Annotated in this window: 14 protein-coding genes; 4 read left to right on the top strand and 10 right to left on the bottom strand. The window is 64.5% G+C overall.

Translation table 11 applies throughout. From position 1 onward, the window contains the following. Positions 1-59 precede the first annotated feature (59 nt). The 8 genes from LDZ24_RS16245 to LDZ24_RS16210 form a co-directional block, all read right to left on the bottom strand. Positions 60-977: a hydroxymethylglutaryl-CoA lyase gene (locus LDZ24_RS16245; RefSeq protein WP_248323221.1), complete on the bottom strand. Its 918-nt coding sequence runs from the start codon at positions 975-977 to the stop codon at positions 60-62. After that, the gene (locus LDZ24_RS16240) at positions 974-2,167 is read right to left on the bottom strand and encodes a CaiB/BaiF CoA-transferase family protein (protein ID WP_248323220.1); all 1,194 of its coding nucleotides are present in this window, start codon (positions 2,165-2,167) and stop codon (positions 974-976) included. Before LDZ24_RS16240 ends, LDZ24_RS16245 begins: the two co-directional genes overlap by 4 nt. A gap of 131 nt (positions 2,168-2,298) precedes the next feature. Continuing rightward, on the bottom strand, positions 2,299-3,219 hold the full coding sequence (locus LDZ24_RS16235) for a LysR family transcriptional regulator (protein WP_248323219.1): 921 nt from the start codon (positions 3,217-3,219) through the stop codon (positions 2,299-2,301). A 6-nt stretch (positions 3,220-3,225) separates the two neighbouring features. Beyond that, positions 3,226-3,612, bottom strand: coding sequence for a PaaI family thioesterase (locus tag LDZ24_RS16230; protein ID WP_206468431.1), 387 nt, complete (start codon positions 3,610-3,612; stop codon positions 3,226-3,228). A 115-nt stretch (positions 3,613-3,727) separates the two neighbouring features. Beyond that, positions 3,728-4,276: a hypothetical protein gene (locus tag LDZ24_RS16225; protein ID WP_248323218.1), complete on the bottom strand. Its 549-nt coding sequence runs from the start codon at positions 4,274-4,276 to the stop codon at positions 3,728-3,730. Positions 4,277-4,525: 249 nt separating this feature from the next. Next, complete coding sequence (locus tag LDZ24_RS16220) at positions 4,526-4,732, bottom strand: hypothetical protein (protein ID WP_175940671.1); 207 nt, start codon at positions 4,730-4,732, stop codon at positions 4,526-4,528. Between the two features lie 165 nt (positions 4,733-4,897). Continuing rightward, positions 4,898-6,070, bottom strand: coding sequence for an FAD-binding oxidoreductase (locus LDZ24_RS16215; protein WP_248323217.1), 1,173 nt, complete (start codon positions 6,068-6,070; stop codon positions 4,898-4,900). Between the two features lie 34 nt (positions 6,071-6,104). Then, positions 6,105-7,604 (bottom strand): aldehyde dehydrogenase family protein, encoded by a 1,500-nt coding sequence (locus LDZ24_RS16210; RefSeq protein ID WP_248323216.1) that lies wholly within the window; start codon positions 7,602-7,604, stop codon positions 6,105-6,107. Positions 7,605-7,814: 210 nt separating this feature from the next. On the opposite strand from LDZ24_RS16210, the gene LDZ24_RS16205 reads away from it, so the two are divergent. After that, entirely contained in the window at positions 7,815-8,447 is a 633-nt protein-coding gene (locus tag LDZ24_RS16205; protein ID WP_248323215.1) for a helix-turn-helix domain-containing protein, read from the top strand. Here the strand turns inward: LDZ24_RS16205 and LDZ24_RS16200 are convergent. Further along, positions 8,441-9,259 carry a cytochrome P450 gene (locus tag LDZ24_RS16200; protein WP_248323214.1) on the bottom strand — a complete coding sequence of 273 codons (819 nt, stop codon included), beginning with the start codon at positions 9,257-9,259 and terminating at the stop codon, positions 8,441-8,443. The two genes, LDZ24_RS16205 and LDZ24_RS16200, sit on opposite strands and share 7 nt — an antisense overlap. Positions 9,260-9,426: 167 nt before the next feature. Between LDZ24_RS16200 and LDZ24_RS16195 the strand changes: the two genes are divergently transcribed. Both LDZ24_RS16195 and LDZ24_RS16190 read left to right on the top strand, forming a co-directional pair. Then, complete coding sequence (locus LDZ24_RS16195; RefSeq protein WP_248323213.1) at positions 9,427-10,254, top strand: shikimate dehydrogenase; 828 nt, start codon at positions 9,427-9,429, stop codon at positions 10,252-10,254. Between the two features lie 224 nt (positions 10,255-10,478). Further along, positions 10,479-10,940, top strand: a complete 462-nt coding sequence (locus tag LDZ24_RS16190; protein ID WP_248323212.1) for a hypothetical protein — start codon at positions 10,479-10,481, stop codon at positions 10,938-10,940. A 304-nt stretch (positions 10,941-11,244) separates the two neighbouring features. On the opposite strand, the gene LDZ24_RS16185 is transcribed toward LDZ24_RS16190, so the two are convergent. Beyond that, a complete protein-coding gene (locus tag LDZ24_RS16185) occupies positions 11,245-12,459 on the bottom strand; it encodes a hypothetical protein (protein ID WP_248323211.1) in 1,215 nt (404 codons plus the stop codon). A 572-nt stretch (positions 12,460-13,031) separates the two neighbouring features. Between LDZ24_RS16185 and LDZ24_RS16180 the strand changes: the two genes are divergently transcribed. Beyond that, positions 13,032-13,511 (top strand): hypothetical protein, encoded by a 480-nt coding sequence (locus LDZ24_RS16180; protein WP_248323210.1) that lies wholly within the window; start codon positions 13,032-13,034, stop codon positions 13,509-13,511.

Genomic DNA, 13,511 nt, shown 5'->3' with positions numbered 1-13,511 from the left:
CCGTGATCGGAATTGTTATCGGACAGGCTGCTTCAAATGGCTCGCACGTGATGGGGTACTCAATCGGGCACGGGATGCAGGTCGCAATTGCGCCCCGCCTTCGCCACTTGCCCCGGCACCTCATGGCCGACGAGCGCAGGCAGCGTGCGAGACAGCGCGATGAGTCTCTCCAGATCGATGCCCGTCGGAATGCCCATCTCGTCGCACATGTTCACGAGGTCTTCGGTGCAAATGTTGCCGGATGCGCCGGGCGCGAACGGGCAACCGCCCAGCCCGCCTAACGCGGCATCGAAGCGTCGCGCGCCGGCGTCGTATGCGGCCAGCACGTTGGCGAGGCCCAGACCGCGCGTGTTATGGAAGTGCAGCGTCAACGCGGCAGCCGGAACATGTTCGAGCACGCGCGATACGACGCGCTCGACCTGACGAGGATTCGCCATCCCCGTCGTATCCGCCAGCGTGATTCCCTCGATGCCCATCTCGCGATAGCTGCGGACAATGGACACGACGCGGTCTTCATCGATGCGGCCTTCGAAAGGACAGCCGAAAGCCGTGGCCACCGTGCCATTCAGACTTATATTCGTTGTCCCAACTATCTCCGCGAAGCCATCGAGCGATGCTTCGCAACTCATGCGCATGTTCGCGCGATTGTGCGTCTGGCTTGCCGACATCACGAGGTTCAGTTCATCGGCTCCTGCCGCGACCGCGCGCTGTGCGCCCTTCACGTTCGGCACCAGCGCGACGTACACCACGCCCGGGGCGCGTCGGATGCCGTGGAAGACCGCATCGCCGTCGCGCAGTGCGGGAATCGCCTTGGGCGAGACGAACGAGCCCGCCTCGATGCGCGTGAAGCCGCACGCGGACAGCCCGTCGATCAGCGCGATCTTGTCTGCGGTCTCGACCCATTTCGCTTCGATTTGCAAGCCGTCGCGCGGCGCGACTTCCTGCACGATCAACCGTTCGCTGTAATCGCGCGTCATTGGACGGCTCCTTTCGCGCGCAGCCGTTGCACGTCGCTTTCGTCGAAGCCGAGGGAAGCGAGCACGCTTTGCGTGTGCTCGCCGAGAGCCGGGCCCTGCCAGCGCACTTCGCCCGGTGAGTCGGAGAGCTTCGGCACGATGCCCGGCATCTTCACCGATACGCCGCCCGGCAAGCTCGCCTGCAACAGCATGTCGCGCGCCTGATAATGCGCGTCGCCGATGATGTCAGCGACCGAATAGATGCGGCCGGACGGCACGTCCGCGTCTTCGAGCGCGGCCAGCACGTCGTTCATCGCGTGATGCTGTGTCCACGCGCCGATCGCTTCATCGAGCATCGCGCTCTGGCGCACGCGGCCATCGTTATGAGCGAGCGCGGGATCGTCGGCGAGATCGGGGCGGCCGATGACGTTCATCAGGCGCTTGTAAATGGGATCGCTGTTGCCCGCGATCACCACGAAGCCACCGTCTTCCGTGCGGTACGTGTTCGACGGCGCGATGCCCGGCAGCGCACCGCCGCTTCGCTCGCGCACGTGTCCGAGCAAGTCGTATTCGGGAACCAGGCTTTCCATCAGGTTGAACACGCTTTCGACGAGCGATACATCGACGACCTGTCCGTCGCCCTGCCCCGTCTTCACGCGCAGCAGCGACATCAACGCGCCGATCACGCCATGAAGCGACGCGAGCGAATCGCCCAGGCTGATGCCGACGCGCGACGGCGTGCCGTCCGCGTCGCCGGTTGTATACCGAATGCCACCCATTGCCTCGCCGATCGCGCCGAAGCCCGGACGATCGCGGTATGGACCGGTTTGTCCATAGCCAGAGATGCGAACCATCGTGAGTTTCGGGTTTATTGCATGCAAAACGTCCCAGCCGAGCCCGAGTTTTTCGAGCGCGCCCGGCCGCATGTTTTCGATGACGATGTCCGCATCGGCTGCCAGACGCTTGATGACGTCCGCCCCGTCGGGCGACTTGAGATTCACGCAAACGGACTTCTTGTTGCGCGACTGGAGATACCACCAGAGCGACGTGCCCTCGTGAAGTTTTCGCCATTTGCGAAGAGGATCCCCGCCATTCGGCGCCTCGATTTTGATGACTTCCGCGCCGAACTCGGCCAGCATGCGTGCGGCAAACGGTGCGGCAATCAGCGTGCCGATCTCGATGACGCGAATGCCCGTAAGCGGTCCGCTCATGTTGCTTGTCTCCGTGAATGTATCGTTGAAGACAAGCTTATGGGCGGCGCACGCACCGCGTCCAACCGCATTTCGGCAAGCACCGTTCGTCAAACGCGAACGCTCGGCGCTCAGCGCTCAGCGATAAGCGATCAGCGCTGCGCGGCTTCTATCGAACGAAGATGGTCGTATAGCAGCCGGCTTACCGGGGAGAGCGCCGTCGCATCCCGCACGACGATGATGAGACTGCGCGCGGCCCACGCTTCGTCCAGCGGAACGGCGGCGAGTCCGAGTTGCCGCCCCATCGCCTCGAACACTGCGAGCGGCAAGACGCCGACGCCCATGCCCGCCTGCACCATACGGCACACGGCATCGAAGCCGGGCACGTGAATGCGCAGCCGCAGCGGCTTGCCCGCCTGCCGCGCGGCGAGGTGCGTGCGCGCGTTGATGGAACTGGCCGAATGCAGGCCGATGTGATCGAAGTCGAGCGTATCGGCGAAGGACACGCATTCGCGCATGGCGAGCGGATGATCGCCGGGCGTGACGATAATCAGCCGGTCATGTCGATAATGCGTGCTTTCGAGGCCGCGCGTATCGGCATCGCCCGAACAGATGCCGAGATCCACGAGGCTGTCCAGCACGCCATCCACGATGCCGCCGCTCGGCCGTTCTTCGAGATCGATCTTGATCTGTCCGTGCGCGGCGGAGAAGGCGCGCAAGTCTTCCGGCAAGAACTCCACGATGGCCGAGAGGTTCGCCATCATGCGCACGTAGCCGCGCACGCCGCTCGCGTGCTCGGCCAGTTCGATGCCGATGTTCTCGACATCGCGCAGCACGCGGCGGGCGTGATGCAGCAGCGTCTCGCCGGCGGGCGTCAGCGCCATGCCGCGCGCCTTGCGTTCGAAAAGCGCGGCGCCGACGGCCTGCTCCAGTTCCAGAAGCCGCTTGCTGGCCGCCGACACTGCGATGGCCTCGCGATCCGCCGCACGGGTGAGCGTGCCTTCCTCGAAGACCGCAACAAAGAGCTGGAGCGTCGTGAGGTCGAGACGCCGCAGCAGGTTCTTGAGCGCCATGACCGTTCAGCGCGCGTATTTGAAGGTTCCCTGCGCGCTCGCGATCATCACGCGATCGTCGACCCACGCCTCGCCGCGCGCAAAGTACACGGAGCGTCCCTTGCGCTCGAGAAAGCCTTTGGCCACGACCTTATCGCCGATGCCGCGATCGAGGTAATTGACCGTGAGCGAGAGCGTGAAGCCGTGAATGGGCGCGGATGCCGTCGTGAAGAGACCCGTGTAGCCGCAGGCGGCATCCAGCAGCGTGGCAATTGCGCCGCCCTGCAAGATGCGCTGGCGGTTGAGATGGCCCGCATGTATCGGCATCGTGAATTCCGCGTAGCCGTCGCGCCACGCGGTCAGTGTCGCGCCGAGTGCTTCGAGGAAAGGATTGTCGAGATCCAGATTCGCCAACTGTGCGCCTCCCTGCGTCAGAGCTTCTTCGTCGCGTCGACTCTTGAGCTTGGGAGGATTGTGCCATCGCAGGGCCGCGCCTGCGCGCGCCGGCCCCGGCAAGGACGACGCAGGTTCAGCGCAGACGAGGTTTGAGGTGAAGCGCGATGAGCGTCAGCGTGGCGAGCTTCGTCAGGCATTCGACGGTCGAAAGAATAGCGAGCCACGGCGCATGCCCGAACTCGCCGGGCAGTTCGGGCGCGATGGCGAGCACGCTCGTGACGCACACGAACAACAGCAGATAGCGCGCGAAGCGCCGCCCGCGCAGCGCAAGCCCCGCGATCAGCATCAGGAGCGCCTTGGCCGTCAGCACGGCGGCGATCTGTTGACCGCGGCTGTCGGCGTCGATTTCCCACGGCACTTCGAAGAGCGACCACGCGACCATCACGCACGTCGAGGCCGCGAGTGCCCGGCGCAGGCGGTCCGCGTCATTGCGCGCGTCGATGAACGAGCGTCCGCGCGCAGGCGAGTCGATGCGATGCGCACGGTCGTCGATTTCCGACGAAACAGTGGACAGGGAAGGCGGCAATCGTGGCTCGACTGCCGCGTGTTCATCGACGTGCATCATACGGCGCTCCAGTCGATACGCGTAGCAGACGCGCAAAGGCGCGGTCAGGCGTTTCATGCGGACAGATCCGCATGCGCCAGCGTAGGCGTTCAGAAAGAAAACGGATTCGAGCGACGCACTGTTTTCTTCTTGCGTCGGCGCAATGCTTTGTAACGATGGAATGTGGCGAACCGACCGCGACGACTGCGCGTCTTTTACGATACGCAAATCCGCCGTTCGGTGCGAATTGCCTTTGGCTATCGATATTCGCTGCGCGCCCATTCTCGAATGCCGAATTGCCGCGCAACGAATCGTAGTGCAAAACGCTTAGTTATATCCGCGAACCACGCAGGACTTTTGTTCCTCTTCTGTTTTTTCTCCCGCGAAACGGCCGCATACGTCGGCAACATATTCCGGTTCGGCGCACACCTGACTAGACCGGTGAGAAGCCGTTGCAGTCGAGTCGCCCGGTGCCTGCTGGTCGTCCATCCATTCTGCAAAATGCGCGTGTTGCGTATTGGATCGAGCATCCATCTTTTGCCTCCTGTTTACACTCGAATAATCGAGACATATTCAGCATGCGCTTCCTCGGGCCAACTGGCCCTAGTGGATTTCATCGATAGACGCGAGGAAAGACGGTGTCGATCATTTAAAGAGTGTCCGCTTAAAGCGTATTCGCGACGTACAAAACAACATTCCCTATACGACGTTTTTCTCCACGATCGGCCGGCCTTCCATGACACGCGCCCAACCGAGCGGCGCTAGATCGAGTGTCGTATAGCGGCCATTCAGGATTAGTTCGCTGACGCCGCGACCGGTTGCCGGGCCGTGCTGCAGGCCGTGTCCGCTAAAGCCGCTTGCAAAGATGCAATTGTCGATGGCCGGATGAGAGCCGATTATCGCGTTCTGATCCAGCACGTTGTATTCGTAATAGCCGGACCAGCAGCGCTCGACCCGCAACGCCTCGAACTGCGGCACGCGATGCGCGAGCGTCGGCCAGATCACGTCGTCGAAAAGGGCGTGGTCCACTTCGTCGAGCGGAAGGTCGTCGGGGTCGTTATCCGCCGATGGCGACGTCCCGCAGATATACGTGCGCCCTTCCGGACGGAAATAGACGCCGGTCGGGTCGATCAGAAGCGGACACGCGTCGAGCTTCGCCGGCGACGACACATTGAAGATGCTGCGCCGCCGCGCGTGTACCGGAAGGTCGATGCCGAGCATCGCCGCAATGGCACGCGACCAAGCGCCGGCCGCATTCACGACCATATCGCATGAGTACCCTTCGCCGTTCGATGCGCGCACGCGCGTCGCTCGCCGCCCTTCCCGTTCGATGCCGGTCACGTCCGCCGTCACGTAACGGGCGCCCAACGACTGCGCCTTGCGTCGCAACGCCTGCACGAGGCCGTAGCCATCGAACCAGCCCTCGCCACGCTCGCCGAATGCGCCCGCCGCCAAGTCGTCCGTATTGAGCCACGGAAAGCGCGCCCGCAATGCGGCGGGATCGAGCAGCGTGATGTCGGCGCCGAGCGCGCGTTGCATCGCGTGATTCTCGCGCAACGTGTCTTCGCCGCGCGGCGTCGCGAGAAAGAGATAACCGCCTTCGTGCAAATCGATGGACGGCCGCTCGCCGTTCACTTCGAGCCGCTCGCCGATGTCGCGCAGGAACTCGATGCCGAACAGCGACATGCGCACCGAAAGCGGCGTCGAGAACTGCTGGCGGATCGATGCCGCCGACAACGCAGAGGACGAGCGCGCGTAGGTCGGATCGCGCTCGATCACCGTGACCTGCACGCCCGGGTCCGATGCCCGCAAGAAATACGCGACCGAACTCCCGATCACGCCGCCACCGACGATCACTATCTGTTGAGCCACGCCGCCCCCGTCGCAGTCGTTTGCGTTGAATGCTTCAGCCGAGATTGAAGTCGATGCCCTGCGCGAGCGGCAATTCGGACGAGTAGTTGATCGTGTTGGTCGCGCGGCGCATGTAGGCCTTCCACGCGTCCGAGCCCGATTCGCGTCCGCCGCCCGTTTCCTTTTCGCCGCCGAACGCACCGCCGATTTCCGCGCCGCTCGGCCCGATGTTCACGTTCGCGATGCCGCAGTCGCTGCCCGACGCGGACAGGAAACGCTCGGCTTCGCGCAGGTCCGTGGTGAACGCGCACGACGACAAGCCGTGCACGGCCGCGTTGTTCAGCGCGATGGCTTCGTCGAAATCGCGGTAGCGCATCACGTACAAAATCGGCGCGAACGTTTCCTTTAGGACGACTTCGGTTTGCGCGGGCATCTCGACGAGCGCGGGACGCACGTAGTAGCCGTTCTCGCAGCCTTCGACCGTCACGCGCTCGCCGCCGAAGACCTTGCCGCCCTCGCCCTTCGCCTGTTCCAGCGCGTCCTGCATGCGCGCGAACGACTGCACGTCGATGAGCGGTCCCATCAACACGCCGTCGTTCAACGGATTGCCGATCGGCACTTTCGCGTACAGGTCTTTGAGACGCGCGACGGTTTCATCGTAGATGCTGTCATGCACGAAGAGACGCCGCAGCGACGTGCACCGCTGGCCCGCCGTGCCGACCGCCGAGAAGAGGATGCCGCGCAGCGCGAGATCGCGATTGGCCGTCTGCGAGACGATGCCCGCGTTATTGCCGCCGAGTTCGAGAATGGAGCGGCCGAAGCGGCGCGCGACTTCGACGCCCACCGCGCGGCCCATCTCCGTGCTGCCCGTCGCGCTGACGATATCCGAGCGCTTGTCCGCGACGAGCTGCGTGCCGATGTCACGGTCGCCGATCACGACTGCTGCGAGTCCCGGCGGCGCGCTGCCGAATTCGTCGAGCGCTTCGCGAAAGATGCGATCCACGGCGAGCGCGGTCAGCGGCGTTTTCTCCGACGGCTTCCACACGACCGCATTGCCGCACACGAGCGCGAGCGCCGCGTTCCACGACCAGACCGCGACCGGAAAATTGAACGCGGAAATGATGGTGCACACGCCGAACGGATGCCACGTCTCCGCCATGCGATGCCCCGGTCTTTCCGATGCGATCGTCAGGCCGTAAAGCTGCCGCGACAGGCCGACGGCGAAATCGCAGATATCGATCATCTCCTGCACTTCGCCGAGTCCTTCCTGCAGGATCTTGCCCGCTTCCAGCGAGACGAGCCGCCCGAGCGCGGTCTTCTTCTCGCGCAAGCGATTGCCGAGCAGCCGCACGAGTTCGCCGCGCCGCGGCGCGGGCACGTTGCGCCAGTGAGCGAACGCAGTGCGCGCCTGGGCGAGCGTGGCGTCGACCTCGGCGGCGGTGTGGCGCTTCACGCGCCCGATGACCTGCCCCGTGATCGGCGACGTGACGGCGAGATCGCCGTCCTCGACGAGCCCTGCGATGCCGAGGTCGGAAAGAATCGATTGAGCGTCCACGGTGGAATCCTCTCGTACTGCTGCGTTGAACGGTGCGCCGACGTGTTTCTGATCAGAAACTTCGCGCGGTTGCGAGAGACTATACGCGCGGATGCCTCGCGTCACAATGCCGCCAATATACGGGTTCTCCCGAGGCGCGCAGGCTCGACGGCGGCGCCGTCGACGATCGCGTCGATGTTATTATCGGAAACAAAATTTCCTCGCATCGTGATGACGACCCTACCGACCCGCCAAGCCCCCGAGCAGTCCGCAGCCGATCTCGGCCGCCGCGTCAGACAGGCGCGCGTGGCGCAGGACATGACGCTGGAGACGGCGAGCCGCTTGTGCGGCGTGTCGCGCTCGGCGCTTTCCAAGATCGAGAACGGGCTGATGTCGCCCACTTTCGACGTGCTCCAGAAGATCGTGCGCGGCTTGCGCATCGATCTGGGCGAACTGTTCGGCAACACGAGCGCGCCGAGCGCGAGCGGAAGGCGCGCGCTCACGCGCCGCAATCAGGGCCAGCGCCACGCGTATCGCGGCTATCAGATGGAACTGCTCGCCACCGAGCTCGCGCACAAGGCGATGCTGCCGTTTCGCATCCGCATCTCCGCGCACACGCTCGACGCCTTCGACGATTGGGGCCGTCACGAAGGCGAAGAGTTTCTGTATGTGATCAGCGGCAGCGTCTGCCTGTACTCGGAACTCTACGCGCCTACGCATCTGAACGCCGGCGACAGCATCTACTTCGACAGCCGTACCGGGCACGCGGCAATCTCCACGAGCGAAGAGGACGCCGAAGTACTGTGGATGGCCACCGGAGGCGGCGTGCCCGCGGTCCCGGCGTCCGCACCGGACGCTCAGTGAGACGCGACAGGCTTATCTCGCAGTTGAAGCCGCATCGGCATGGCGCTCGGCACCATCGTGAAGGCGCAGACTTCGTGGATGTTCGCCGGATCGGTCGCGAGCCGCGCGACGAAGTTCGCCATCAGCATCGACGCGACGAGCCGCATTTCCACCGACGCCAGATGCCGCCCCGGACACACGCGCGGCCCCGCGCCGAATTGCATCCAGGCGCGGGGTTCATGCGTCGGCGCGTCCGAGTCTCCATCTCGCCGACGATCGCGCAGCCACCGCTGCGGGTCGTAGCGCGCGGCGTCGGCGAAATGGCGCGCGTCCAGCATGGCCGGGCGATTCAGCATGAACATCTTGGTGCCCGCCGGCAAGCGCACGCCGGACAACTGCACGTCCTCCAGCGGTTCGAACGACAAATACGGCGCGACCGGATGCAGGCGGCTCGCCTCGGTGCAGACGGCTTCGCACGAATCGAGCGCGCGCATCGCGTCGTAGGTCGGGCACACGGGCGCGTCCCCGAGCGCGTGACGAGCATCGGCGGCCACGCGCGCCTGGAGCGCATCGTCGGTTCCGAGAAACAGCAGCGCCCAGGCAATCGACGTCGCCGTCGTGTCTTCGCCCGCCACCAGTAGCGTCATCACGTTGGCTGCAACGTCGTCGTCGGTGATGTCGGCGCCCGGCGCGTCGCGCAGGACCAGCATCGCTTCGAGCAGATTGCGCGGCTCCTCCTGTGGCTGCATGCGTTCGCGCGCACGGGCCATGAGCGCGCGAATATAGCGATGCACTTCGGCCATCGCGTGTTCGAAGCGGCGGTCGCGCGGCATCTTCAGATAGCGCCAAAACTTAGCGGAGGCGCAGCGGCTCAACCGTTAGTTGCTTCTAAAGGTGGACTTCATTGAAGCCGTTTTCAATCTCCACTACAGTTCGCCATCCACGCTTTTTTACATCGGCCCGCGCGCTCCCCCGCGCGTCCAACGGAGAGACCCGACGCATGGCGCCCGACACATCCTTTTCCGCATCGCTCGATGCGGGCCTGAGCGGCGCGACCCGCGTGTATTTCATCGTCGGCGATCCGATCGCGCAGGTGCGCTCGCCCTCCGGCGTCACGGCGGCGATGCGCGCGGCCGGCCGCGACGCGATCGTCGTTCCCGCGCACGTCGCGCCGGCCGATCTCGACGCCTTCTTCGCCGGCGTGACGCCGATGCAGAACGTCGACGGCATCATCATCACGGTGCCGCACAAGTTCAGCGCCGCGCGGTACTGCCGCACGCTCACCGACGAGTCGACGTTCCTGGGCGCGACCAACATGCTCCGACGCAATGCCGACGGTACGTGGCACGGCGGCATGTCCGACGGCGTCGGCATGGTTGCCGCGCTCGCGGACGCAGGCTGCGAGCCGGCTGGCAAGCGCGCGTTGTTGATCGGCGCGGGCGGCGCAGGCTCGGCCATCGGTCACGCGCTGATCGAGGCCGGCGTGGCGTCGCTCGCCATCCGAGATTTCGATGCCGAGCGCACCGGCGCGCTCGTCTCGCGGCTCGCATCGCTGGGACGCGGCGCGGTGAGCATCGCCGATGACGGCGACGCGCCGACACACGACATCGTCGTGAACGCGTCGCCAGCCGGCATGCGGGCAGGCGATCCGCTGCCCTTCGACGTATCGCGCCTCCCCGCGACGACATTCGTCGGCGATGTCGTCACCAAGCCGCCCATCACGCCGTTCATCGAAGCCGCCCGAGCTCGCGGCTGTCCGACCGTCACGGGCACGCAGATGTTCGGCCGCGTCTGCGACGCCATCGTGGACTTCCTGCTGCGCGATTGAATCGGCGGCTGGCGGAATCGGAGGAGTCTGGTTCAAATAGGCACGGCGCTGCTGCACCATACCGCGGCGCGCGCGCCTCCCTCAGCCGCGCATGCCGGCTGCCGTCGATACATCGGCTCGCCGCCCTTTTCGGGCGGCATTTTTTTGTCCGATGCTTCGCGGCTCTTGCGGCACAGACGCTCGACGTCGAACCGGGGGTTTTCAGAAGCTCAATGAAGGCTGCAATGAAATCGTATCAACGCATCGTCAAATGCCCGGCGCTGGCTGGCGTCGTCGTCGCATGCGCGCTGCTTGCGGCGTGCGCAAGCGGTCCGGGCGCATCCGGCGCCCTTCCCGCCGACGCCCGGCTCGCCAACGGACGCATCGCGGACAAGCAGTACCTGACCACGGTCGCCACCGGCGCGGCGGCGTCTTCGGGGCCGGCGGTGAGCGTCGGCGGCGGCGGCGTGGGCGGCAGCGGCTGGAGCGGCATCGGCGCGGGCGCTGGACTGAGCTTCGATCTGACGAGCCTCTTCGACAAGGCGCCGGAGCAGACCGCGAAGGTGTATCGCTACGGCGTGCAGACCCGCGACGGCGCGAAGCGGGAAATCGACAGCACGCTCGACGTGCAACCGGGCGCATGCGTCACGACGATCGATTCGGCGCAGCCCGGCTATCCGCGTCTGATGCCGTCGAATGAGTGCTGATTCGCTTCGAACGCATCCGGCTTCGGCGACGGACACCGCTAGAACAGCGCGGATCGCGATAATCCCGCCAACGCGAAACGCAGTGCTTCGAAATGCCGGTTGAGTCGGCCATGCGGCCTTGCGATACTCACCTGCATCCCGTTGTCTCCTCACGCGTCCGTTCCCCCGTTCGGGACAGTCTCGCAACGGACGCGCTCTCGCCGCCTACCCCGGGCGGCTTTTTTTGCCCGGCGCAATGAAAACGGGCGGCGTTCACCGAACGCCGCCCGCTTGTGTCGACGCCGTTTCCGGCGACGCTTATTGCTTATTGAGTACTCGCGTCTTGCCACGAGTACGTGGGAAGCGCGCTGACCGGCGAGCCGATCTGGAAAGTGATATCGCGATGCGAGGTCAGCACGATATCGCGCGGATCGCCCAGATAACGCCGCGAGTCGCCGTTGTCGTTGATATAGACCACGACGTTGCCCTGAATACCCGCAACGTTCGTCGTCGTGAGCGGCTGGCCCCAGATGTCGAACAACTGCCCGAGCGTGTAGGTCTTCACGTTCGGCGTTTCGATATGGACGATGCCGGTCTGGTCATGCGTGTGCATCTCGTAGTTGCAGCTTCCCGGAATGCCGATCTGCTTCGGGAATCGCAGCCACTGACCATCCTTGATGATGGCGACGTGCGCGTGGACGTGGAACGTCTCCGCCATGCCCGCGGCGCAAGTGATGCCATCGATGGTCGTGCCCGTCGCCGTGCCGCCGATCCCCCACGCATCCGTATCGCCGACGACGCCGCCATAAACCAGCGTGACCGGATTGTTGTTGAACGCCGGCGGATCGATCCACGTGTAGGTCGGAATCTGCGCGGGCGGCGTGCCGATGGCAAGCGTCACTTCCCCGTGCTGCGGCAGGACGAGACCGGCGAGATCGCCCGTGTACTGTTGAAGCGCGCCGCCCGTGTTCACCCATGCGGTGACCGGCCCGGTGATGCCCGCCACGTTCGTCGAGGAAAGCGGCTGCCCCCACACGGCGAAGAACTGGCCGAGCGTGTACGACGCATTGCTCGTTTCATCCATGCGGATCTTGCCGGTGTTGTCGTCGGTATGCACCGGATAGACGCAGCCGGTCTGCAACGCCATGGTCGGCGCGACGGTGCCGATATTCGCGGGCAACGCCAGCTGTTTGCCGTTCTGATAGATGGACAGGTGCGAGTAGCTGTACGTATTGCCCGCGACCGTGCAGTTGAGGCTGCTCACCTGCTGGCCCGTGCCGCCGCTCGCGGTCGAGCCGCTCGCCCATTGCGCCGCGCCGAGCGCCGTGCCATCAAGGACTTGCGTCGCGGCGGCGAGCGTCGGGGTGGTGCTGGTCGAACCGCCGCCCGACGATGAGGTTCCGCCCGAACTCGTCGTCGTGGTCGTGCCCGCTCCGTTCGAAGTCGTTTCGCCGCCACCGCCGCCGCCGCAACCGGCAAGTAAAACCAACGCGGCCGCCGAAGCGAGGGCGCTAATCCAATGAGTATGTTTTCCTTCCATGTCTCAACTCCGCCTATCGTTAAATGAATTCGTTGCGGCATGCGTTTTCAGGCGCACAACGCTCCGCGATGACATGCGCATGCATGCCTTCTGCGTGAATCGAGCAAACAAAACGTCGCGCACGACATAAGACCGGGCGAAACGGGTGTTTCGCTCGGAGGCGCTGGTCTCATGCGCGCAAGTTTTGCCTATATGGCTTTTGCATGCGGTCGAATTAGCCCGACGCAAGCACTGGCCACAGAATCACGCCCTGACGGGCGCTGTTTTGTAATGGCTCAAAGATTCTGAGCAATGGAGAAACGTGCACCTGCGAATGGATAAATCGCTGGTGGAACGAAGCGTAACGTTCAAGGCTAATTGCCGCAAGTGTATTTGTCGGGCTATTAAACGTTCGTGGTTTATCGCGCGGCTATTAGTCATTCAAATGACGAGACAAAACGAATCCGGAAGACAAAACAAAGTATTAATCCGCAATGTCGCGGACAACGCTAATTGACACTCACTGGCGCCGCGTGAAAGCATCCACGCGCATTGCCTCATGCAACCGCGCCGCTCTCTACCGGAGTGCTCACATGATCTTTCACGCGTCCATTCCCGCCCGCGACCCGAAGCACGTCGCGCACGTGCTCGCCGAACTATGGGACGGCTTCGCCGCGCCCTTCTCGCCGTTTCCCGATGCATGGATGGCCGTTGCGGGCGACGAGCGCGGCAGCATCATCGAGGTCTATCCGAGCGATCGCGTGATCACGCCCGGCGGCGGACACGAAACCAGCGTGAGCTACGGCGCGGGCACGGTCGAGCGGCCGCAGTACAGCGCGTTCCATATGGCTATCGCGACGCAGCGCAGCGCCGCCGACGTGCTGGCGATCGGCGAGCGCGAGGGCTGGCGCGCCGTGCGTTGCACGCGCGGCGACCATTTCTTCGACGTGATCGAGTTATGGATCGAGAACGCCACGATGCTCGAATTCCTCACGCCCGAGATGCAGGCCGAGTACCTGGCGTTCGCTACGCCCGAGAACTTCAGGGCGATGGCGGCAGCGGCTGCCGCCTGA

It is taken from the genome of Caballeronia sp. Sq4a (assembly GCF_023170545.1).
GTDB lineage: Bacteria > Pseudomonadota > Gammaproteobacteria > Burkholderiales > Burkholderiaceae > Caballeronia.
The sequence above is the reverse complement of the archived record's forward strand: the minus strand, read 5'-3'. Positions and strand labels throughout refer to the sequence as shown.